The organism is Geodermatophilus sp. SYSU D01045, assembly GCF_054050295.1.
This window is the reverse complement of the sequence record NZ_JBJGZB010000017.1, coordinates 25880-48065: the sequence shown is the minus strand read 5'-3', so window position 1 is coordinate 48065 and position 22186 is coordinate 25880. Positions and strand designations below refer to the sequence as shown.

The window sequence follows — 22186 nt, the reverse complement described above, 5'->3', positions numbered from 1 at the left end:
GACCTCCGGAACGCGGGCGTCGAGAGCGGGACGGGGTGCGCTGACGCCGCCTTCCGGGCGCCGGGACGCGGCGTCAGCGCACACGCGCCGGTGGCTAGACCGCGGTGGCGGTGACGAAGGTGCAGACGCCGTCGCCGGAGGTGGCCCGCTGCCGGATGCCCAGCAGCCACAGCACCGCCATCTCCACGCGGTAGGCCAGCCGCATCGGCCCGGCGTAGAGGGTGTCGCCGGCGGTGGTGACCTCGATCCGGTCGAACCCGGCCAGCCGCACGTGTTCGGTGAGCATCCAGTCCGGCAGCAGGGTGATGTGGCCGGGGGAGTGGTAGTGGCCCGGGCCGAAGATGTAGGGCGCCCCGCGCAGCAGGGTCAGCAGCCGCGAGTGCGGGTGCGTGACGTTCGGTGTGCTCACCAGCAGCCGGCCGCCGGGGCGCAGCAGGGCCCGGATCGAGCGCAGCACCTGCCGCGGGTTCTCCACGTGCTCCAGCGTCTCCACGCACACGACCAGGTCGAAGGGGCCGCGGGTCTCGTCGGTCCAGTCCGGGTCGTCGAGGTCGAGCCGGGCGATCCACTCGTGCGGCGGGTCGAGGTCGGTGGGGACGACGTCGACGCCCACGTCGCGCAGCCGCAGTGCCAGCGCGCCGCAGCCCGAGCCGACCTCGAGCACCCGCCCGCCGTCGGGGAGCAGCGTCCGGGCCAGGCCCGCGGCGTACTCGTGCACGCCGGGGGCCGCGTGGATGCCGTGCCCCTGGTAGGTGCGGACGGCGGGCGTGCGGCGGCCGTCGCGGTGCTGGACGTCGGTCACCCGTCCACCCTGTCATCGCCGCGCCCGTCGCGCAGACGTCACGCCGGCCACCACGGTGTGTCATCGGCGGTCCACCCGTCGGTCACCTCCGTCCTGAGGATGGAGCGGGGCCGGGACCGCTCCCCGCGGCCGGCCCTCCTGTCGCCGCTCCCGAGGAGAGACGTGTCCGGTCCGCACCACCACCACGACCACCCGCACGACCACGGGCACCACCACGAGCCCGCGGCGTGGACGCCCTACAGCGACGTCTCCGTCCCCGACCAGGACCTCTCGCCCGGTGACCTGTCGCGCCGCCGGTTCCTGCAGGCGGCCGGGGTCCTCGGTCTGACGGTCGGCGCGACGGTGGCCGGCGCGCCCCGGACCGCCCAGGCCGCCCCGCGTGCCGGCAGCGGCAGCGCCGCCTCCTACACCTGGCTCAACGGCGACCACCACATCCACACGCAGTACAGCTCCGACGGCCTCTACACGGTCCGCCAGCAGGTGGAGCAGGCCCGGCGCAACGGCGTGCACTGGATGGTCATCACCGACCACGGCTCGGCCACGCACGCCCGCCTCGGCGTCGACCTGGTCAACCCCGACATCGTCGCCAGCCGCCAGGCCTACCGCGACGTGCTGGTGTTCCAGGGCCTGGAGTGGAACATCCCGGCGGCCGAGCACGGCACCGTCTTCGTCGTGCCGAACAGCAACGAGGTCGCCGTCCTGCGGGAGTTCGAGCAGCAGTTCGACGGCTCCCTCGGCAACACGACCGAGGACCGTGCGGTGGCCGGCATCCGCTGGCTCGGCCAGCAGATGACGAACCGCCGCACCTCCAACGCGCTCTTCCTCGCCAACCACCCCGCCCGCAACGGCATCGACTCGCCGCACGAGCTCCGCGCGTGGCGCGACGCCGACCCGCGGATCGCGATCGGCATGGAGGGCGCGCCCGGGCACCAGGCCGCCGGCATCCCGGCGCCGGAGGGCCCGGGCGAGGCGCGCGGCTACTACGGCAACAGCCCCCGCGCCGACAGCTTCCCCGGGTACCCCCTCGAGTCCTACCGGACCTTCGGTGGCTTCGACTGGATGACCGCCAAGGTCGGCGGTGTGTGGGACTCGCTGCTGGCGGAGGGCCGGCCCTGGTGGATCACCGCCAACTCCGACTCGCACTCGGTCTACCGCGACCAGCTCGTCCGTCCCACCGGCGCGGACTCCAGAACGTACTTCGCCGCCAACGGACGCTACGGCGACCCGGTGGACAGCGGCGTCCCGCAGATCGACCGCGGCGACTTCTTCCCCGGCTACTACTCGCGGACCTGGGTGGGGGCGGCCGGCCGCGACTACGGCGCCGTCATGGACGGCCTGCGGGCCGGGCGCGCGTTCGTCGTCCACGGCGACCTCATCGACGCCCTCGAGGTCAGCGTCCGGGGCGACGGCGGCGGCAACGCGCCGGCCACCCTGGGCGAGCAGGTGCGCGTCGGCCGCGGCGAGAACGTGCACGTGCAGATCCGGATCACCCCGCGCCGCCGGCCCAACGCCCACGGCGACGTGCCGGTCCTGCGCCGGGTCGACCTGATCAGCGGCCCGATCACCGGCGCGGTGTCCGACCGGGACACCCAGACGGCGCCGGAGACCGCCGTCGTCGAGTCCTTCGAGGTCCGCGGCAACGGGCAGGTCGTGGTCAACCACGTGTTCCGGCGGGTCGACCGCCCGTTCTACCTGCGGCTGCGCGGGACGGACGGGAACTTCTCGGCGCCCGGCAGCATCGAGCCGCGGCAGGACCCCGAGGGCAACAGCGACCCGTGGACCGACCTGTGGTTCTACTCGAACCCGGTGTTCGTCACCGTTGGCTGAGTCCCCGTCCGGCGACTGCTGGGTCGCCGTCTGCGGCGACACCGGCACCTCGCCGGCCGCGCTGGCCGAGGTCGAGCACCGGCTGCTCGACCTCGGCCGGCGGGTCGGCGCCACCGAGGTGGCGACGCACGTCGTCCGGTCGGCCGGCGGCAACCACTACGCCGGCTCGCTCCGGGCACCCCGCTCGGCGGAGCTCGACGCCGCCGTCGCGGGGTGGGCCCGTCCCAGGGACGCGGTGGTGGTCGCCGGGGACGCGGACACCCCGCCGGCCGGGGACCCCGGCCACGCGGAGCACGCCGCGGGCGCCGGCCGGGCGCACCGGGAGCGGGCCTCCGGCCGGCTGGTCCGCTTCCCCGGCCAGGAGGACCTGCCCGGCCGGCTGCCGCTGGCCGAGCTGACCACCCGGTCGGCGGTGCAGGCGGTCGACCTCGTCGGCGTCGCCGACGACCCGGGTCTGGTCCTTCGGACGCGCGGGCACGTGCGCCCGGAGTACCGCGACGGCGTCCTCGTGCTGCCGGTGTCCCCGTGGGGAGACGGCGAGGTCGTCCCGTTCGAGTCCCCGAGACAGCGGGAGTGCTGCTCGGACCACTGAACCGGCAGGCGTCAGACGGTGACGCCGTGGTGGACGACGCGGCCCTTGCCCGCGCGCTTGGCGGCGTACATCGCCGCGTCGGCGCGGGCCATGAGCTCGTCGGCGCCCACCGCGGCGTCGCCGGCGGCCAGCGCGACCACGCCGGTGCTGGCGCCGACGGCGCGGGTGCGGCCGGCGACGGTGAACGGCACGGCCATCGCCGCCGTGATGCGGGCGGCGGCCTCCAGCGGGTCGCCGCCGTCCTCGAGCAGCGCGGCGAACTCGTCGCCGCCGAGCCGGGCGACCGTGTCGCCGCCGCGCAGCGCGCCGGTGAGCCGCTCGGCGACCCGGAGCAGCAGCTCGTCGCCGGCGGCGTGGCCGAGGGTGTCGTTGACCGTCTTGAAGTCGTCGAGGTCGAGGAAGACGACGGCGACCGGCCGCATGTCCCGGGCGTGCAGGGCCAGGGCGTGCTCGAGCCGGTCGAGGAACAGCGACCGGTTGGCCAGGCCGGTCAGCGGGTCGGAGAAGGCCAGGTGCCGCAGCTGGGCCTCGCGGGCGGCGAGGTCGGCCGCGAGCCGCGCGTTCTCCCGCACGGTCACGTACTGCCGGACCATGAGCGCGGCGATCACCACGGTGGCGGCCAGCATCTCGCCGGGGGACAGCGGCGTGCCGGCGAGGCTGCGCACCAGCGCGGTGGCCAGCGCGACGACGACCGGGACGTAGGGCAGCAGCGACGCCGCGGCACCGGTGCCGCGGACGCCGCCGCTGCGGCCCTCGGGCCGGGCGCCCGCGAGCGCGGTGCGGCACAGCCCGGCCACGGCGAGCAGGACGAAGGCGGCCGTCCAGCCGACATCGGCGGTCCCGCCGTCGTAGGTGCCGGTGGCCGACAGGTAGGTGAACGCGCTGTCGGCGACGGCCAGCGCGGTGACGCCGGCCGCGACCAGGTTCAGCGGCCGGCGGTCGCCGGGGGTGCGGGTGACCAGGAGGACGGCCAGCACGATCAGGACGACGTCGGTGACCGGGTACGCGGCCAGCAGCAGGCGAGCGCCGACGTCGGGACCGGAGTCGTCGCGCAGCACCGCGCCCAGCGCCGTCTGCCAGCTGACCAGGCCGACCGCGCCGGTGGTCATCACCGCGTCGAGGAGCCGCTGCAGGCGGCCGGTCCGCCCGCCGCCGGCCGGGTGCAGGACCAGGGCCGGCACGGCGAACAGGCAGAAGCCCAGGAAGCCGACGTCGGCCAGCGACGGGAACGGCGCCTCGCCGTGGGCGGCGAGGACGGTCCAGTACGCCTGGCCGAGACCCCACGACGTGCAGGCCAGCGCCAGTAGGGCCCAGGCCAGCCGCAGCCGCAGGCCGCTGCTGTGCGCGGCGAACCGCGCGGTCGCGGCGCCGGCGGCGAGGGCGGCCAGCGTCTGCGTCAGGTCCGAGGCGAGCGCGGCGCCGGACGGCCCGAGGACCGTGGTGGTGAGCGTCCCGGCGGCGGCGAGGGCGACGACGAGCGCCGCCAGGCGCGGGTGCGCCGTCGACCGGACCATGCTGCCGCCCTCGTGCTCGGGAAGGGGTTGTCCTCCTCTGCATCGACCGGTCCGGGCCGCGGGTCGATCACCCGGAGGGGGTGGTCAGCGGCTGAACACCGCCGCCTGCTCCGCGCACAGCTCCGCCAGCGCCTGGGGCGCCGACCGGCACAGCCGCGGGAAGGCGAGGAACCCGTGCGGCATGCCGACGTACTCGGTCAGCCGGACGGGCACGCCCGCGTCCCGGAGCACCGCGGCGTAGCGCACGCCGTCGTCGCGGATGGGGTCGTGCTCGGCCACCTGCACCAGCGCCGGGGGGGGGCCCGCGTGGTCGGTGGCGTACAGCGGCGAGGCGTGCGGGTGGTGCGGGTCGCCGTCGCCGAGGTAGTGGTCGCGGAAGGCGAGGCAGTCGGCCCGGGTGAGGATCGGCGCGTGCGCGTTCCCGTCGATCGACGGGCTGCTCATCGTCAGGTCGACCGAGGGGTAGACCAGCCCCTGGTGCGCGATCCGCGGGCCGGAGCGCTCGCGGGCCATCAGGCAGACGACGGCGGCCAGGTTGCCGCCCGCGCTGTCGCCCATCACCGCGACCCGGTCGGGGTCGGCGCCGAACTCGGCGGCCCGCTCCACGACGTCGGCCAGGGCGGCGTAGCAGTCCTCGGCGGCGGCCGGCCAGCGGTGCCCGGGCGCGAGCCGGTACTCGACGGAGACGACGACGGCGCCCACCGTGGCGGACACGCTGCTGCACAGCCAGTCCGCGGAGTCGAGGTTGCCGAGCGTCCAGCCGCCGCCGTGGAGGTTCACGACCAGCGGCAGCGGGCCGGTCGCCCACTCCGGCCGGTAGGTGCGCACCGGCACCTTGCCGACCTCGCCGCGTGCGGTGCCGTCGGTGAGCCGCACGCCCGGTGCCACGCCGCCGAGCAGCAGGTCGGTGACCGGGTTGTGCGGGACGCGCCGCTGCTGCGCCTTCCGCAGCCGCTCGTCGTCCATCCGCGTGATCGACGTCCGCGCGAGCAGCCGGCCCAGCAGCCGCACCCTCAGGTCCATCCGTGCCATGTGTCCTCCTCCGGGTGGTGCCGATGAGTGGTGCGCCGTCCGCCGGTCTCCCCGGCATGACGTACGAGACGGTCGCCTCGGCGGACGGGACCCGCGTCGCCTACGAGGTCTGGGGCTCCGGGCCGCCGCTGGTCACGGTGTGCGGCGCGACCTGCGACCGCGCGCTGATGCGCCCCACGGCCCGGGCGCTGGGGAGCTCCGCCACGACCGTGGCCTACGACCGGCGGGGCCGCGGCGACAGCGGCGACACCCTGCCGTACGCCGTCGAGCGGGAGGTCGAGGACCTCGCCGCGCTGGTCGGCGCGGTCGGCGGGCACGCGTCCCTGTACGGGCACTCCTCCGGCGCCGCCCTGGTGCTGCGTGCCGTCGCCGCGGGGCTGCCGGTGGACCGGTTCGTCCTCCACGACCCGCCGTTCGCCCCCGACGACGCCGCGTTCCGGGAGGAGAGTCGCGCCTTCGCGGTGGAGACCCTGGACCTGCTGGCCGCGGGGGAGCGGGACGAGGCGATGGACCGGTGGTGCCGCGGCACCGGGATGCCCGACGAGGTGGTCGACGCGGTGCGGGCGACGCCGCGGTGGGCGGAGCTGGTCGCGCTCGCCCCGACGCTCGCCCACGACCTGGCGGTGCTCGACTCCGTGGCGACCGGCGGCGCGGTGCCCGAGGACGTCGCCCGCCGCGCGGCACGGCCCGGGCTCGTGCTGGTCGGCGGCGACAGCCCGCCGTTCATGCGGGAGGTGGCCCGGCGGGTGGCGGACCTCCTCCCGGCCGGCCAGCTGCGCGTGCTCCCCGGCTCCGGCCACGTCGTCGCCCCGGAGGTCCTGGCCCCGGTGGTCGCGGAGTTCCTCCGCGGCTGACGTCCCCCGCACCGGTCAGCGCTCGGCGAACCAGGCGGAGCCGAGGCCGGGGACCAGCAGCAGGCCGTCCCGGACCGGCAGGGGACCGTCGCTGCCGTGCACCTGCGCGAACGTGCCGAACCCGGTGACGGTGTCGGCGTCGACCCGCTGCGGGTGCGGCGAGAAGTTGGCCACCCCGACGAACGTCCCGCCGCGCGGGTGCCGCCGCCGCCAGACCAGCACCGCGTCGTTGCCGACGTCGACGACCGCCGACTCCACCCCGCCGCGCAGCGCCAGCAGCGACCGGCGCACCTCCCCGAGCCGGCGGATGCCGGCCCACACCCGGCCCTCGACGGTGGTGGGGTCGCCGCGCCGGGCCGCCGCGGCCCAGTCCATCCGCGGGCGGTGCATCCAGCGGTTGTCCGGCGCCCGCTCGGGATCGGCGAGGTAGGAGGCGTCGTTGCGCAGTGCCAGCTCGTCGCCCATGTAGAGCAGCGGGACGCCGCCGAAGGCGTAGGCGACCGAGTACAGGAGCAGCAGCCGGCGCACCCCGGCGTCGAGGGCGACCGGGTCGTCGCGGTCGAGGGCGTCCTCGATGCCGCACAGCGACGCCGCCGATCCGGAGATCCGCGCGTCGCCGGTGGCCTCGTTCTCCTGGAACAGCGCGCCGCGGGCGAAGGAGCCGGGGAAACGGCCGGCGTAGAAGTCGTTGAGGAACCGGCGGTGGGCGAACCCGTCGAGGCCGACGGCGGCGGCGTCCTCGTCGGTGACCGCCCAGCCGATGTCGTCGTGGCCGCGGACGTAGGTGCACCAGGTGGTCGTGGGCGGGATCGGCCGCATCCGGCGCAGCGCCTGACGGGCCAGCCGGACGTCCTGGGTGGCCAGGCTGCTCCACAGCAGCACCATGAGCGAGTTGTGGTAGGCCAGCTCGCACTCGGGCCGGTAGCGGTCGTGCCCGCCGAGGTAGGCCACCAGGTCGTCGGGGGAGACGATCGCCTCGGCCTTGAACACCACCCCGGGGGCGGCCAGGCGGGTCAGCGCGTGCAGCAGCTGCAGGAGGGTGTGCCCCTCGGGCTGGTTCTGGCAGCTGGTGCCCAGCCGCTTCCACATGAACGGGACGGCGTCCATGCGGAAGACGTCGACGCCGCGGTTGGCCAGCCACGCGATCTCGCCGGCCATCGCCAGCGTCACCTCGGGGTTGGTGTAGTCGAGGTCCCACTGGTACGGCCAGAACGTCGTCCAGACCCAGCCGCCGGCGCCGCCGAGCGCCTCGGGCACCCAGCTGAACGACCCGGGTGCCCGGTCGGGGAAGACCTCGGGGATCGTCGCGTCGTAGGCGTCCGGCAGCTGTCGGTCCGGGAAGGCGGTGTAGAAGCCGGCGTACGCGGGGTCGCCGGCCAGCCAGCCCTGCGCCCAGGGGTGCTCGCGGGCGGTGTGGTTGAGCACCAGGTCGATGCACAGCGCCATCTCCCGCTCGTGCAGCGCGCTCGCCACCGCCTCGAGGTCGGCCATGGTGCCCAGCCGCGGGTCGACGGCGCGGTAGTCGGCCACCGCGTAGCCGCCGTCGTTCTCGCCCTCCCGCGGCTCGAGCAGCGGCATGAGGTGGAGGTAGGTGGTGCCGAGCTCGGCGAGGTGGCCGAGCCGGCCGGGCAGCTCGGCGAGGGTGCCGCAGAACCGGTCGACGTAGCAGACGTAGCCCTGGACCCGCGCCCGCTGGAACCACGCCGGGTCGATCTCCCGCCGCCGGTCGATCCGCCGCAGCGGCTCCGGTCGCTCGGCCGCGGCGGCCAGTGCGGTGCGCAGCCCGCGGGCGAACAGGTCGTCGGCGGCGTCCCCGTAGAGGAGCGCGAGCGGCTCGTGGACGTCGTGGAGGGCCAGGTCGGCGCGGGCGAGGAAGGCGTCGGCCTCGGCCTCGCCCAGGGCGGCGACCGCCTCGTCCACGATCCGCGGCCGCAGGGCCGTCCACGCCCGGCGGGCCTCCGCCCTCAGCTGCTCGGCCCCCGCGCTCACGTGTCCTGCGTAGCGTGTCCGGGCCGCGCGTGCACCCGGGCGGGCGCCGCACCGGCCACCTCGGCGCCGCCGTCGCCGGTGCCCCAGACTGGCGCCCGTGTCCTCCTCCCCGCTCCCGGTGCCGGTCACCCGGCCCGCGGACGCCGCCGACGTCGTGCTCCTCCCCGCCTCCGACGGGTCCCGCTCCGTGACGGCCGGCGACGCGGGAGTCCTGCGGTGAGCCGCGCCCTCGTCCTCGGCGGCGGCGGCATCGCCGGGATCGCCTGGGAGATCGGGCTGCTGTCCGGGCTGGCCGAGGCCGGGGTCGACGTCCGCGACGCCGACCTCGTGGTGGGCACCTCGGCCGGCTCGATCGTCGGCACGCTGCTGCGCACCGGTCACGACCTGGAGGAGCTGTACGCCGCGCAGCTCGGCCCGGTGCCGGCGACCGAGCGGGCGGTGGCGTTCGACGGCGCCGCCTTCTTCGCCTCGGTCGCCGCCGCGCTGGCCGGTGCGACCGGTGAGCAGGACGCGCGCGCCCGGATCGGCGCGCTCGCGCTGCGCGCGCAGACCATGCCGGAGGCCGAGCGGCGCGCGGTGATCGGCGCGCGGATCGGCTCACCGGAGTGGCCCGCGCAGCGGCTCGTGGTGACCGCCGTCGACACCGCCGACGGCGAGTTCCTCGCCGTCGACCGCGACACCGGCTTCCCGCTGCTCGACGCCGTCGCCGCGTCCTGCGCGGTGCCCGGCGTCTACCCGCCGATCACCATCGGGGAGCGGCGGTTCATGGACGGCGGGATGCGCTCGGCCACCAACGCCGACGTCGCGGCCCGTTGCGCGACGGTGCTCGTCGTCGCGCCGATGGCGGGGATGGCCGGCAGCCCGCTGGGCCCGTCGCTGGACGACGAGCTGGTCACGCTGCGCCGGGAGGGGAAGGCGCACCTGGTGCTCGCGGACGAGGACGCGGTGCGGGCCTTCGGCACCAACCCGCTCGACCCCGCCACCCGGGAGCCCTGCGCCCGCGCCGGCCGCGCCCAGGCCGCCCGCGTCGCCGACGAGGTCCGCGCCTTCTGGGGCTGACGCCGTCCGTCCTCGACCTGGTGCCGTCTCCCGCGGCGCGAGGCGACACAGGTCGACATGCGGCGCCGAGCGGCCTCAGCCGGGCAGGACGCGGACGGCGAGCACGGCGACGTCGTCGTCGGTGCGGCCGGGCAGGGCGCGGGTGAGCAGGCGGTCGCACAGGGCGTCCGCGCTCAGCCCGGACAGCCCGGACAGCGCCTCGGCGGCGGCCGCGAGCCCCTCGTCGATGCCCTGCCGGCCGGCCTCGACCAGCCCGTCGGTGACCAGCAGCAGCGTCTCGCCGGGCGCGATCGCCGCCTCGTGGTCGCGGCGCAGGCCGGGCTCGTCGGTGCCGAGCAGCCGCTCGGGCGGGGTGCGGAGCAGCCGCACCGCGTCGTCGGCGCCGAGCACCAGCGGCGGCAGGTGACCGGCCGACGACCAGCGCAGCAGCCGGCCGGAGCCCGCGGGTGCAGGCTCCAGGTGGGCGACCAGCGCGGTGGCCAGCGTGCCGACGTGCAGGCCGGCCAGCACCCGGTCGACGCGGTCGAGCGTCCGCGCCGGCCCCTCGGGGGAGTCGTAGGCGAGCGTCCGCACCGCGCTGCGCAGCTGCGCCATCGCCGCGGCGGCCTCGACGCCGTGCCCGGCCACGTCGCCGATGACCAACGCCGTCGTCCCGTCGGGACGGGGGAACACGTCGTACCAGTCGCCGCCGACCAGGTGCTGCGACACTGCGGGCCGGTAGCGGACGGCGACCTCGAGGCCGGGCGGCTGCGGCGGCGGGGTGAGCAGGCTGTGCTGCAGCGTCTCGGCGACCCGCAGCTGGCGGCCGTAGAGCCGGGCGTTGTCCAGCGCCAGCGCCCCGCGGCGGGCGACCTCGACGGCGAGCGCGACGTCGTCGGGCCCGGCCGGCGGCCGGTCGCCGCACCGGACGAGGGACAGGACGCCGAACCCCGAGCCACGCGCCTGCAGCGGCACGAACAGGCTCGACCGGGGGTCCAGCCGCTCCCAGGCCGCGCGCACCGGGCCCTCCGGCATCGACTCCGGACCGAGGTCCGCCTCGACGCGGGTCAACTGCACGGGCTCGCCGGAGGCCAGCACCGAGGCGAGCGCCGCCTGGTCGCGCGGGGCGGTGACCCGCCCGGCGAGGTAGGTGTCGACGTCGTCGAGGCGCTCGGGGTCCCGGTGCGCGCGGGCGGAGCTGCCGGGGGCGCCGTCGCCGGCGAGCAGGGTGACCGTGGCCCAGTCGGCGAGGACGGGCACGACGAGGCGGGCGAGCCGGTCGGCGGCGGTGCCGGTGTCCAGGCTCTGGGTCAGGGACTCGGTGACCTCGGCGAGGTAGCGGTAGCGCTCGGCGTCCCCGGTCCCGTCGTCGCTGCTCACCCCGGCTCCGTCCCGGCTCCCCGTCCACGGGGTGCCGGGTACGGAGCGTACGGCAGTCGTCACCACGTCAGCCCCGGCCAGCGCCGCCCGCGGGGCGCCGGCCACGGGCACCACGGCTGTGCGCGGGAGGACCCCGGGCCACACTGGGGGAGGGGACGGGAGGCGGACATGGCGACGGCGAGCATCGGTGCGGCCGACTTCACGACGACGGTGTCCGCGCCGGGCATCGTGCTGGTCGACTTCCGCACGTCACGGTCGGGCAGCAGCCGCGCGTTCACCGCGGTGTTCGACGAGGCCGCGGCGCGGCACCCGGACCTGCGCTTCACCGCCGTCGACACCGAGGCCGAGGCCGCCCTGGCCGCCGAGCTGGGCGTGCGGTCGGCGCCGACGCTGCGGGTCTACCGCGACGGCGTGCTGGTCTTCGCCGAGCCCGGGTGGATCCCGGCGGACTCGGTCGACCTGCTCGTGGACACCGTCCGGGCCCTCGACATGCAGGCGGTGCGGGCGACCTACCCCGAGCCGCTCGACTGAGCCCCGGGGGACGGCCGGTCCCGGGTCAGACCGCCAGGCCGCTGCAGGAGCGGGTGCAGTCGATGCCCCAGACGGCGGCGCCGAGCGCCGTGAAGCGCGCGGTCCGGACCAGCCGCTCGCCGTGGGGTCCGGTCACGATCCGGTCCCCGGCCGGGGACGGCGTCGCGACCGGCCGGGTACCGGGCTGGGTCCCGGGCTGCGTGCCGGTCGCCGGCCGCGTCGGTGCGGACGCGGCGTCGACGTAGGTCAGCCCGGCGGTCAGCACCGTCGAGGTGCCGTCCGGCGCGAACACCCAGACGTCGTAGCTGCCCGCGACCCGGGCCGGCGTCGTGAAGCTCAGACCGGTCGCCGACACCGCGGTCACCGTGGCGGCCGTGGTGGCGCCCACCCGGACGCGGGCGCCCGCCGGGATCGCCTCGCCGGTGACGACCACGCGGGTGCCGCCGGCGGTGCCGACCCGCGCCGGGCTGATCGAGGTCAGCCGGAACGGGCCCACCCGCGGGTAGTCCGTGCGGCCGCCCAGGTCGGGAGCCGGGGCGCCGGGTGCCGGGGCGCCGGGTGCCGGGGTGGTGGGTGCCGGGGTGGTGGGCGCCGGGGTGCCGGGCGCGGGGGTGCCGCTCCCCGGGGCGGGGGTGTCCGGCGTGGACGCACCCGGAGCCGGAGTGCCCGGCGCCGTCGCGCCCGGGGCGGACGCGCCCGGCGTGGAGGCACCCGGCGTGGACGCACCCGGTGCCGGGGTGCCCGGCGCCGACCCGCCCGGAGCCGGGGTGCCCGGTGCCGTCGTCCCCGGACCGGACGTCCCGGGGGTCGGGGTGCCGGGGGTCGGGGTACCGGGGGGCAGGGTGCCGGGGGTCGGGGTGCCGGGGGTCGAGGGTCGCGGCGTCCCGGTACCGGGTGCGGGGGAGCCGGTCCCCGGGGCGGGCGAGCCGGCACCGGGCGCCGGGGACGACGGGGCTGCCGACGACGGGGCCGGCGCGCCGGTGCCCGGGGCCCCGTACGCGACGCCGACCAGCAGCGGGGCCGCGGAGGCCAGGCCGACGTCCACGCCGTCCCGCACCAGCTGCGCGGTGAGCACGTACCGGCCCTGCGCCAGCTCGGTGCTGGGGGTGACCGTCGCCGCGGGACCGGGACGGGAGCCGAGGTCGAACACCACCTGGCCCTCGTCGTCGGTGGTCGCGGTGACGCCGCCGACGGTGACCGGCTGCCGCGTCAGCGCGAAGACCTCGCCGTCGTGCTCCATGCCGAGGCCGAGGCGGACGGAGTACGTGCCGGCCGGCGCGCTGCCGCTGGTGACGACGGTCGGGGCCACCGTGCCCGGCTCGGCGGCCATGCCGGTGAACGTGTGGGTCACCGGGGCCCCGGTCGCGCCCAGCGCCGCCAGCGACAGGCGGCCGCCGGTGACCGACCTCCCGGCGAACGCGGCCACCGGCTGCGCGTCCCGCAGCAGCCGCTGCGCCAGTTCCCCGGCGGGAGCGGTGCGGTCGTGCGCCCGGTACAGCGCGACGGCGGCGGCGACCTGCGGCGCGGCGATCGAGGTGCCGCTGACCGCGGAGTACCCGCCGGTGTTGCTGGGCGCCACCACCAGGTTGCCGGGCGCGAAGACGTCGACCGTGCCGGCCCCGTGGGCGGAGAACGACGCGACGGTGTCGGCCGCGGTGCTCGCGCCCACGGTGAGGACGTTGGGGGCGTTGATGCTCGCCGGGTAGAACGGCGACGTGTCCCGGTCCAGCGCGTCGTTGCCGGCCGCGGCGACGACGACCACGCCCTTGCTGTTGGCGTAGGCGATCGCGTCGCGGAGGATCTGCGCGCCGCCCGGGCCGCCCCAGGAGGCGTTGACGACGTCGGCGCCGTGGTCGGCGGCGTAGCGGATCGCCTGCGCGCCGAGGTACAGGTCGACGCTGCGCCCGCTGCCGATGACCAGCGGCATGACGGTGGCGTCCGGCGCCACGCCGGCCAGGCCCTCGCCGTTGCCCGCACGGGCGGCGGCCGCCCCGGCGACGCCGGTGCCGTGCGAGTTGTCCCCGCCGCCGTTCGTCACGTCGGGGGAGTTCGCGTAGAAGTTCCAGCCGTGGCAGTCGCCGGCGTAGCCGTCGCCGTCGGTGTCGGCCGTCCCGCACGGCTCGTCGGGGTCCGTCCACAGCGCGCCGGCCAGGTCGGGGTGGCTCGCCAGCATGCCGCTGTCGACGACCGCGATGACCGTGCCGCGGCCGGTGCCGGCCTGCCAGCCGGCGGGCGCGCCGACGTCGGCGCCGGCGACCGCGGCCTGGCTGTACGCGTTGCCGCCGGTGTTGGCGAGGTGGTAGCCGAACGAGGCCCAGTACGGGTCGGTGATCTCCCGGCCGAGGGCCTCGCCGGGCACCGACACGGTGACCGCCGCGTCGGGCAGCAGCGCCCGGACGGCGTCGGGGGTGATGCCGTACCCGGCGAGCAGGGCGGTGCCGTCGAACAGCAGCTGCGCGGAGTCGACCCCGGCCAGCTCGTCGAGCGCGGTCAGCGTGGCGGCGTCGATGCCCGCCGGGGCGTCGACGACGAGGCGGGTGCGCCCGTCACCGGCCGGCGCGGGGTCGCCGGCCTCCACCAGCGGCGGGTCGGCGAGCGCGGTGTCGACGGCAGCGGCCCCACCGAAGCCGAGGACGGCCGCGACGACCGCGGCGGTCGCCCGCCCGGCCCGGTTCGCGTGCCAGCCGCCCGGACCCTCCGGTCCTGCAGTCGCCATCCCGCGGCCCTCTCCCCGTCGTCCGTGCGAACGCCGGGAGGGCGCCGCTGACGCCGGGAGCCTCACACGGACCAGTACCGTCCGTATCCGTGTGATGACGGACGGTAGCCCCGAGGAGGGAGAGGGGTCAGCCGGCGAGGACGACGACCAGGGTGCGCGGGCCGTGCACGCCCTCGACCCGCTGCAGCTCGATGTCGCTGGTCGCCGACGGGCCGCTGACCATCGTCAGCGGCGCCACCGGGTCCAGCCGGGCCAGGGCGTCGGGCACGTCGGGCACCACCTGGGCCGTCTCGACCACGCAGACCAGGACGTCGGGCAGCAGCGACAGCGCCCGCCGGCCCGACAGCGGCGACCCGTCGAGGACCAGCGTGCCGGTCTCGGCGATCGCCGTCGCCACGCCGGTCAGGGTCGCGGCGAACGCGGCGAGCTCGACCGCGGGCCGGCCGTCGTCCCCGGCCGAGCCGTCCGGCCGCCACGCGGCCGGCACCCCGGGGGCGACGACGACGCCGGCCGGGTCCCAGCCCGCGCCGAGCGCCGCATCGAGGCCGCGGACGACGGTCGCCGGGACCTCCTCCGGCGCGCACCGCAGCACCGTGGCGCGGTAGTCCTCCACCCGCTCGGCGAGCAGGTCGAGCAGCTCGGCGGCCGGCAGCTCGCGCGGCGCCGGCACCGGCGGGACGGCGACCGACGGCCGGTCGGAGCCCAGGGCCGTCCGGATCCGCCCGAGCACCTCCTCGCGGGCGCTCACCCCCCGTGCTCCTCGGTCCACTGCTGCACGAACGTCCTCCCCGGCGGGGTGGGCAGGTCGCGGGTGCGGGTCCAGGCGCTCGCCGGCGGCGGCAGCATGGCCGGCAGCGTCGGCTTCCCCCGGGCGAACAGCCGGCCGAGCCCGGCGGCGCGCTGGGCCAGGTGCCACAACCGCGGGCTGCTCATCACCCGCGACAGCCCGCGGAAGGCGACCGCCTCCGCCGTCGGCCGCTCCTGCGCCTCGACGTGCTCGGCGCGCAGGTGCACGAGGATCGACGGGATGTCGATGGCCACCGGGCAGACGTCGTAGCAGGCGCCGCACAGCGACGAGGCGTACGGCAGCGAGGCGTTGTCCTCGACGCCGGTCAGCTGCGGGGACAGCACCGCGCCGATGGGGCCCGGGTACACCGAGCCGTACGCGTGCCCGCCGGTGCGCTCGTACACCGGGCACACGTTGAGGCAGGCCGAGCAGCGGATGCAGTGCAGCGCCTCGCGGCCCACCTCGTCGGCGAGCACCGCCGTCCGGCCGTTGTCGAGCAGCACGAGGTGGAACTCCTGCGGCCCGTCGCCGGGGGTCACGCCGGCCCACAGCGAGGTGTAGGGGTTCATCCGCTCGCCGGTGGAGGAGCGGGGCAGCAGCTGCAGGAAGACGCCGAGGTCCTCCCACCGCGGCACGACCTTCTCGATGCCCATGACGGTGATCAGCGTCTGCGGGAGCGTCAGGCACATCCGGCCGTTGCCCTCGCTCTCGACGACGGCGAGCGTTCCGGTCTCGGCGACGGCGAAGTTGGCCCCGCTGACGGCGACCCGCGCGCGCAGGAACCGCTCGCGCAGGTGGGCGCGGGCGGCCATGGCCAGCTGCCGCGGCTCGTCGGTCAGGCCGGGGTCGACACCGGGGATGGTGCGGCTGAAGATCTCGCGGATCTCCGAGCGGTTCTTGTGGATCGCCGGCACGAGGATGTGCGACGGGGTGTCCTCGCCCAGCTGCACGATCAGCTCGGCGAGGTCGGTCTCGACGGCCTCGATCCCGGCGGCCGCCAGGGCCTCGTTGAGGCCGATCTCCTGGGTGGCCATCGACTTGACCTTGACCACCTCGTCGCTGCCGGTGGCCCGCACCAGCTCGGTGACGATGCGGTTGGCCTCGGCGGCGTCGCGCGCCCAGTGCACCGTGCCGCCGCGTGCGGTGACCTGCCGCTCGAGCTCCTCGAGGTGCTCGTCGAGCCGGGCCATGGTGGCGGCCTTGAGCGCCTTCCCGGCCTGGCGCAGCTGCTCCCAGTGCGGCACCTCCGACACGACGGCGGCGCGCTTGCCGCGGATCGTCGTCGTGGCGCGGCCGAGGTTGGCGCGCAGTTGCCCGTCCCGCAGCGCACCCCGCGCCGCCTCGGGGAACGGCTGCGTGCCGCGCAGGTGACCGACGCCACGGGGCGCGGTCGGCAGGCCGAGGAACGTCGTCCCGGAGCGGGGCGCGCCCGGCTCGAGCGGCGTCGGCTCCGAGGGGGCGGCAGAGACGGCCATTCCTGCCGCCCTCAGGCCCGGACCGCGGGGCGGGTGGACTGGGTCGGGCTCACGTCGTCCTCCGTCGAGGCGAGGATCTCGGCCAGGTGCACCGTCCGGGTGCCCGAGCGCAGCCGGGACAGCCCGCCGCCGATGTGCATCAGGCAGGACGCGTCGCCGGCGGTGCACACCTCGGCGTGCGTGGACAGCACGTTCGCCATCTTGTCGGTGAGCATCGCCGTCGAGGTGTCGGCGTTCTTCACCGCGAACGTGCCGCCGAACCCGCAGCAGGACTCCGCGCCGGGCAGCTCCACCAGGTCCAGCCCGCGGACGGCGCGCAGCAGCTGCAGCGGCCGGTCGCCCACCCGCAGCAGGCGCAGCGAGTGGCAGGTCGGGTGGTAGGTGACCCGGTGCGGGTAGTAGGCGCCGACGTCGGTCACGCCGAGCACGTCGACGAGGAACTGCGACAGCTCGTGGGTGCGCGCGGCCAGCGCCTCGGCCTCGGCGGCCAGCCGCTCCTCGCCGGCGCGGCGGGCGACCGCCGCCTGCTGGTGGTGGATCGAGGCCACGCACGACCCCGACGGCGCCACGACCGCCTCCGCGCCGGCGAACGCCCGCACGTGGTTGGCCACGATCGGCACCGCCTCGCGCCGGTAGCCGGTGTTGACGTGCACCTGCCCGCAGCAGGCCTGCGTCGGCGGCACGACCACCTCGTGGCCCAGCCGCTCCAGCAGCCGCGCGGTGGCCATCGCGACCTGCGGCACCACCGTGTCCACCAGGCAGGTGGCGAACAGCGCGACCCTCACGGCGTCCCCTCTCTGTCGCGGAAGACCATGCTCGACTCGCGGACGACGAGCGTCGGCTCGAAGACCTCCTGCACGTGCACGTGCCCGTCGCCACGCGCCTCGTCCAGCAGCAGCTCGGCGGCCCGCGACCCCAGCGCCGCCCGCGGCTTGCGCACCGAGGTCAGCGGCACCGCGGCGGCCGCGGCGAAGTCGATGTCGTCGTAGCCGACGATCGCGAAGTCGTCGGGCACCCGCACCCCCTGGCGGACCATCTCCTGCAGCACGCCGAGGGCCAGCAGGTCGTTGGCGCACACCGCGGCGGTGGGGCGGCGGGCCGCGGGCAGGCCGACGATGCGCGCGGCGGCCTCCCGGCCGCCCGCGACGGTGAGGTGCTCGGGGGAGAGGACCAGCAGCGCGTCCTCGTCGCCGGTGGCCTCCCGGACGGCGGCCACGACGCCGGCGTGCCGCTCCTGCACCTGCGGCAGGCCGGACGCGCCGCCGATGAACGCGATCCGCCGGTGCCCGCGCTCGAGCAGGTGCTCGGCGGCCAGCCGGCCCCCGAGGACGTCGTCGACGGCGACCGCGCACTGGTCGGGGCCGCTCGCGCGCCGGTCGACCAGCACCACCGGCACCCCGCGGCGGCGCAGCGAGTCCAGGTGCGGCGACGGCTTCGCGGTCGGGGTGATGAGCACGCCCTGCACCCGCTGCTCGGCGAGCACGTCGAGGTGGGCGGCCTCCTTCTCCGGGCGGTCGTCGGAGTTGCACAGGATCACCGCGAGGCCGGCCGGGTCGACGACGTCGTCCACGCCGCGCGCGACGTCGGTGAAGAACGGGTTGGCGATGTCGAGGACGACCAGCCCGATGGTCCGGCTGCGCCCGGCGCGCAGGTGGCGGGCCGACTCGTTGCGCACGAAGCCGAGCGCGGCGATCGCCCCGAGCACCCGCTCGCGGGTCGGGCCGCTCACCACGTCGGGGCGGTTGAGGACGTTGCTCACCGTCCCGACCGAGACGCCGGCGTGCTCGGCGACGTCGCGGATGCTCACCGGCACGGCGTCTCCTCGCGGGGTCGGAGTGGGGTGACGGAGGACACCGTCCGGCAGCGATGGTCGTCGGTGGACTGAAACGTGTCAAACACCGGTCACGGGCCCGACACGCGGTGTTGACACGTCTCGAAACGCCTCCCTATGGTCTGCGCCACAGCACGCCTGAATCGTTTCACAACGGAGGTGGTCGTCGTGGACCACGCCTCGGCGCCACCCGCGCCGCCGGCGACCGGTCGGGCACGGGACGGCACCGTGGTCCTGGCCCTCGAGGACGTCGGCAAGAGCTTCGGCGCGGTCGCCGCGCTGCGCGGTGCGCAGCTCGAGCTGCGCGCGGGGGAGGCCCACGCGCTCGTCGGCGAGAACGGTGCCGGCAAGTCGACGCTGGTCAAGATCCTCGCCGGCGTGCACGGCCCGGACACCGGCCGCGTGCTGCTCGACGGGCAGCCGGTGACCCTCGCCGACCCCGCCGCCGCGCGGGCCGCCGGCATCGCGGTCATCTACCAGGAGCCCACGCTGTTCCCCGACCTGTCGGTCGCGGAGAACATCTTCATGGGCCGCCAGCCGCTGCTGTCGGGCCGGCGCATCGACCGCCGCGAGCTCGGCCGCCGCTGCCGGGCGCTGTTCGACCGCCTCGGCGTCGCGCTCGACCCCGACCGCCCGGCGCGCGGGCTGTCGATCGCCGACCAGCAGATGGTCGAGATCGCCAAGGCGCTGTCGTTCGACGCGCGGGTGCTGGTCATGGACGAGCCGACCGCCGCGCTGTCCGGCGTCGAGGTGGAGCGGCTGTTCGCCGTCGCCCGGTCGCTGCGCGACTCCGGCGCCGCGGTGCTGTTCATCTCCCACCGGTTCGACGAGGTCTTCGACCTCTGCGACCGGATCACCGTCATGCGCGACGGGCAGTGGGTCTCCACCGACCCCACCCGCGACCTCACCGTCGACCAGGTGGTCCGCCGGATGGTCGGCCGCGAGGTCTCCTCGCTGTTCCCCAAGGTCGACGTCGACCCCGGCGACGTCGTGCTCGAGGTGCGCGGCCTGACCACCCGCGGCGTGTTCGCCGACGTCTCCTTCGACGTGCGGGCCGGCGAGATCGTCGCGCTGGCCGGCCTGGTCGGCGCCGGCCGCAGCGAGATCGTGCGCGCGGTCTTCGGCGTCGACCACTACGACGCCGGCTCGGTCCGGGTGTCCGGGAAGGCGCTCAGGAAGGGCGACCCGGCCGCCGCGATGGCCGCCGGCATCGCGCTGGTCCCCGAGGACCGCCGCCAGCAGGGCCTGGTCATGGAGCTGTCGGTGGAGAAGAACGCCACCCTCACCCGCCGCTGGAAGCTGGCGCGGGCCGGTCTGCTCAGCTCCCGCGCCGAGCGGGCGCAGGCCGCCGAGTGGTCGAAGCGGCTGCAGGTCAAGGCCGGGAAGCTGTCCGACCGGGTGTCCACGCTGTCCGGCGGCAACCAGCAGAAGGTCGTCCTCGCCAAGTGGCTGTCGACCGAGCCGCGCGTGCTGATCGTCGACGAGCCCACCCGCGGCATCGACGTCGGCACCAAGTCCGAGGTGCACCGGCTGCTCTCGGAGCTGGCCGCCGAGGGACTGGCCGTCGTCATGGTGTCCAGCGAACTGCCGGAGGTGCTCGGCATGGCCGACCGCGTCCTCGTCGTCTCCGAGGGCCGCCTCGTCGACGACATCCCCCGCGCCCGCGCCGACGAGGACAGCGTGATGCTGGCCGCGACCGGCCAGGGCTCCTCGACCGCGGGGGCCGCCCGGTGAGCGCGCCCCTGACCAAGCCCCCCGCCGCGCTGCCGGAGGAGCTGGCCGCGCCCGAGCGCACCGGCCGCCGCGGGTCGGCGCTGGTCCACCGGCTGTTCGTGGTGCGCGAGCTCGGCATCCTCGCCGCGCTGGTGCTGCTCGTCCTCGTGACGGTGATCGCCAACCCGCGCTTCCTGTCGGGGCAGAACGTCCGCGACCTGCTGCTGTCGGCGGCGATCCTCACCGTCCTGGCCGCCGGCCAGACGATGGTGATCATCACGCGCAACGTCGACCTGTCGGTCGGCTCGGTGCTGGGCCTGTCGGCCTACGCCACCGGCACGCTGCTGGTGGTCGCCCCGGGCACGCCGGTGGTCGTCGCGGTGCTCGCCGGCATGGCGGTCGGCGCGGTGTGCGGCCTGGTCAACGGTCTCATCGTGGCCACCGCCGGGGTGCCCTCCCTGGTGGTCACCCTCGGCACGCTCTACGCCTTCCGCGGGCTGGACTCGCTGTGGGCCTCCAGCGCCGACCGGCTGCAGATCAACGCCGCCGACCTGCCCGCCGGGTTCAAGTCCCTGGGCGGCGCCCGGCTGCTCGGCGTCCCGGTGCTGTTCCTCGTCGCCGTGGCCGTCGTCCTGGTCGTCGGCTACTACCTGCGGACCTTCCGCAGCGGCCGCGAGCTGTACGGCATCGGCTCGGCGCCCGAGGCCGCGCGGCTCTCGGGCATCCCGGTCGGCCGGCGGGTGCTCACCGCCTTCGTCGTCAACGGGGCCCTCGCCGGGCTCGCCGGCGTCCTCTACGCCGCGCGGTTCCAGACGCTGGACACCACCGCCGGCACCGGCCAGGAGCTGTTCGTCGTCGCCGCCTGCGTCGTCGGCGGGGTCGCCATCTTCGGCGGCAGCGGCTCGGTCTACGGCGCCGCGCTCGGCGCGCTGCTGCTCACCACGATCGGCACCGCGCTCCCGCAGCTGGGGCTGGACCCGTTCTGGCGGGACGCCGCCGTCGGCGCGCTGATCCTCGCCGCCATCGCTCTGGACCGGGCGCTGCAGCTGCGCCTGGCCGCCCGCCTCCGGGGGAGGAACGCCCGCCGTGACCGTTGAGACCGCTCCCGCCCCGGCCGCCCCGGCCGCCGCGCCGGCCCGCCGCGGGTTCACCCTGCCCGGCGGCAGCGTCATCACCACGTTCCTCGTGCTGTTCCTGGTCATCGCCTCCGTCACGGTCGAGGGCTTCGCCAGCACCCGCAACGCCGGCTTCCTGCTGCTCGACGTCGTGGTCATCGCGCTCATCGCGCTGCCGCTGACGCTCGTGGTGATCACCGGCGAGATCGACCTGTCGGTGGCCAGCACCGTCGGCCTGTGCAGCGCGGTCATGGGCCAGCTGTGGGTCGCCGGGCTGCCGCTGGAGGGGATCATCCCGCTGGTCCTCGTGCTCGGCGGCGTGCTCGGCGCGGTCAACGGCTTCCTCGTGACGAAGCTGGGGCTGCCCTCGCTGGCGGTCACCATCGGCACGCTGGCGCTCTACCGCGGCCTGGCGTTCGTCGTCCTGGGCGACCAGGCGGTGGCCGACTTCCCGCGCGCCTGGACGACGTGGGCGATCAGCTCCATCGGCTCGACCGGCATCCCCACCGTCGTCGTCCCGCTGCTGGTGCTGGTCGCGATCACCGCGGTCGTCCTGCACGCCACCCCGATCGGCCGCTCGCTGTACGCGATGGGCAACAGCGAGGACGCCGCCCGGTTCAGCGGCATCGACGTCGGCCGCACCAAGCTGTGGCTGTTCGTCGCCACCGGCGTGATCAGCGCCCTCGGCGGCGCCTACTGGACCCTCCGCTACGGCAGCGCCCGCGCCGACAACGCCACCGGCCTGGAGCTGCAGGTCATCGCGGCGATCCTGCTCGGCGGCGTGTCGATCTTCGGCGGCAGCGGCGGCCTGCTCGGCGTCATGGCCGGCGCCCTGCTGCTGGCCTCGGTCCGCAACGCGCTGCAGCTGGTCAACGTGCCCTCGGACGTCCTGAACATCGTCACCGGCGTCCTGCTGATCACCGCCGTCGTCGCGCCGCAGGTCGCCGCCCGGGTCAGGGGCCGGCGCCGACGGCCGGCCGCCACCTGACT

At 76.3% G+C, this 22186-nt stretch carries 19 protein-coding genes; 9 read left to right on the top strand and 10 right to left on the bottom strand.

The genetic code is table 11. From position 1 onward, the window contains the following. Nucleotides 1–94: 94 nt before the first annotated feature. A complete protein-coding gene (locus tag ACI798_RS15510) occupies nucleotides 95–802 on the bottom strand; it encodes a class I SAM-dependent methyltransferase (protein WP_456941688.1) in 708 nt (235 codons plus the stop codon). 162 nt (nucleotides 803–964) lie between these two features. On the opposite strand from ACI798_RS15510, the gene ACI798_RS15505 reads away from it, so the two are divergent. Both ACI798_RS15505 and ACI798_RS15500 read left to right on the top strand, forming a co-directional pair. Next, on the top strand, nucleotides 965–2629 hold the full coding sequence (locus tag ACI798_RS15505) for a CehA/McbA family metallohydrolase (protein ID WP_457048324.1): 1665 nt from the start codon (nucleotides 965–967) through the stop codon (nucleotides 2627–2629). After that, on the top strand, nucleotides 2622–3221 hold the full coding sequence (locus ACI798_RS15500) for a hypothetical protein (RefSeq protein ID WP_457048323.1): 600 nt from the start codon (nucleotides 2622–2624) through the stop codon (nucleotides 3219–3221). The genes ACI798_RS15505 and ACI798_RS15500 overlap by 8 nt, the downstream gene beginning before the upstream one ends. An 11-nt stretch (nucleotides 3222–3232) precedes the next feature. On the opposite strand, the gene ACI798_RS15495 is transcribed toward ACI798_RS15500, so the two are convergent. Together ACI798_RS15495 and ACI798_RS15490 are read right to left on the bottom strand one after the other, a co-directional pair. Next, nucleotides 3233–4735, bottom strand: coding sequence for a diguanylate cyclase domain-containing protein (locus ACI798_RS15495; protein WP_457048322.1), 1503 nt, complete (start codon nucleotides 4733–4735; stop codon nucleotides 3233–3235). An 84-nt stretch (nucleotides 4736–4819) separates the two neighbouring features. Then, nucleotides 4820–5767 carry an alpha/beta hydrolase gene (locus ACI798_RS15490; RefSeq protein WP_457048321.1) on the bottom strand — a complete coding sequence of 316 codons (948 nt, stop codon included), beginning with the start codon at nucleotides 5765–5767 and terminating at the stop codon, nucleotides 4820–4822. Nucleotides 5768–5823: 56 nt separating this feature from the next. Here ACI798_RS15490 and ACI798_RS15485 point away from each other — a divergent pair, with 56 nt between their 5' ends. Continuing rightward, nucleotides 5824–6621 carry an alpha/beta fold hydrolase gene (locus ACI798_RS15485; protein WP_456941692.1) on the top strand — a complete coding sequence of 266 codons (798 nt, stop codon included), beginning with the start codon at nucleotides 5824–5826 and terminating at the stop codon, nucleotides 6619–6621. A 15-nt stretch (nucleotides 6622–6636) separates the two neighbouring features. On the opposite strand, the gene ACI798_RS15480 is transcribed toward ACI798_RS15485, so the two are convergent. Continuing rightward, nucleotides 6637–8610, bottom strand: coding sequence for an alpha-amylase family protein (locus ACI798_RS15480; protein WP_456941693.1), 1974 nt, complete (start codon nucleotides 8608–8610; stop codon nucleotides 6637–6639). 97 nt (nucleotides 8611–8707) lie between these two features. On the opposite strand from ACI798_RS15480, the gene ACI798_RS15475 reads away from it, so the two are divergent. Both ACI798_RS15475 and ACI798_RS15470 read left to right on the top strand, forming a co-directional pair. Next, a complete protein-coding gene (locus ACI798_RS15475) occupies nucleotides 8708–8830 on the top strand; it encodes a hypothetical protein (RefSeq protein ID WP_456941694.1) in 123 nt (40 codons plus the stop codon). Further along, on the top strand, nucleotides 8827–9669 hold the full coding sequence (locus ACI798_RS15470) for a patatin-like phospholipase family protein (protein ID WP_457048320.1): 843 nt from the start codon (nucleotides 8827–8829) through the stop codon (nucleotides 9667–9669). Before ACI798_RS15475 ends, ACI798_RS15470 begins: the two co-directional genes overlap by 4 nt. A 75-nt stretch (nucleotides 9670–9744) precedes the next feature. On the opposite strand, the gene ACI798_RS15465 is transcribed toward ACI798_RS15470, so the two are convergent. Next, nucleotides 9745–11028, bottom strand: coding sequence for a PP2C family protein-serine/threonine phosphatase (locus ACI798_RS15465; RefSeq protein ID WP_457048319.1), 1284 nt, complete (start codon nucleotides 11026–11028; stop codon nucleotides 9745–9747). A gap of 168 nt (nucleotides 11029–11196) precedes the next feature. Here ACI798_RS15465 and ACI798_RS15460 point away from each other — a divergent pair, with 168 nt between their 5' ends. Further along, nucleotides 11197–11559, top strand: a complete 363-nt coding sequence (locus ACI798_RS15460; RefSeq protein ID WP_456941698.1) for a thioredoxin family protein — start codon at nucleotides 11197–11199, stop codon at nucleotides 11557–11559. A gap of 25 nt (nucleotides 11560–11584) precedes the next feature. Here the strand turns inward: ACI798_RS15460 and ACI798_RS15455 are convergent, their stop codons facing one another. The 5 genes from ACI798_RS15455 to ACI798_RS15435 form a co-directional block, all read right to left on the bottom strand. Beyond that, complete coding sequence (locus ACI798_RS15455; RefSeq protein ID WP_457048318.1) at nucleotides 11585–14275, bottom strand: S8 family serine peptidase; 2691 nt, start codon at nucleotides 14273–14275, stop codon at nucleotides 11585–11587. Between the two features lie 127 nt (nucleotides 14276–14402). Beyond that, nucleotides 14403–15023, bottom strand: a complete 621-nt coding sequence (locus ACI798_RS15450) for a LutC/YkgG family protein (RefSeq protein WP_456941700.1) — start codon at nucleotides 15021–15023, stop codon at nucleotides 14403–14405. Continuing rightward, the gene (locus ACI798_RS15445) at nucleotides 15020–16537 is read right to left on the bottom strand and encodes a LutB/LldF family L-lactate oxidation iron-sulfur protein (RefSeq protein WP_457048317.1); all 1518 of its coding nucleotides are present in this window, start codon (nucleotides 16535–16537) and stop codon (nucleotides 15020–15022) included. Before ACI798_RS15445 ends, ACI798_RS15450 begins: the two co-directional genes overlap by 4 nt. Before the next feature lie 11 nt (nucleotides 16538–16548). Further along, the gene (locus ACI798_RS15440) at nucleotides 16549–17322 is read right to left on the bottom strand and encodes a (Fe-S)-binding protein (RefSeq protein WP_456941702.1); all 774 of its coding nucleotides are present in this window, start codon (nucleotides 17320–17322) and stop codon (nucleotides 16549–16551) included. Further along, nucleotides 17319–18350 carry a LacI family DNA-binding transcriptional regulator gene (locus ACI798_RS15435; protein WP_456941703.1) on the bottom strand — a complete coding sequence of 344 codons (1032 nt, stop codon included), beginning with the start codon at nucleotides 18348–18350 and terminating at the stop codon, nucleotides 17319–17321. Before ACI798_RS15435 ends, ACI798_RS15440 begins: the two co-directional genes overlap by 4 nt. Nucleotides 18351–18536: 186 nt before the next feature. Between ACI798_RS15435 and ACI798_RS15430 the strand changes: the two genes are divergently transcribed. From ACI798_RS15430 to ACI798_RS15420, 3 genes are read left to right on the top strand one after another with little or no spacing between them, the layout of a single operon-like run. Next, nucleotides 18537–20102, top strand: coding sequence for a sugar ABC transporter ATP-binding protein (locus tag ACI798_RS15430; protein WP_457048316.1), 1566 nt, complete (start codon nucleotides 18537–18539; stop codon nucleotides 20100–20102). After that, a complete protein-coding gene (locus ACI798_RS15425; protein ID WP_456941705.1) occupies nucleotides 20099–21178 on the top strand; it encodes an ABC transporter permease in 1080 nt (359 codons plus the stop codon). The genes ACI798_RS15430 and ACI798_RS15425 overlap by 4 nt, the downstream gene beginning before the upstream one ends. Next, on the top strand, nucleotides 21168–22184 hold the full coding sequence (locus ACI798_RS15420; RefSeq protein ID WP_457048315.1) for an ABC transporter permease: 1017 nt from the start codon (nucleotides 21168–21170) through the stop codon (nucleotides 22182–22184). Before ACI798_RS15425 ends, ACI798_RS15420 begins: the two co-directional genes overlap by 11 nt. The last annotated feature ends 2 nt before the right edge of the window (nucleotides 22185–22186 follow it).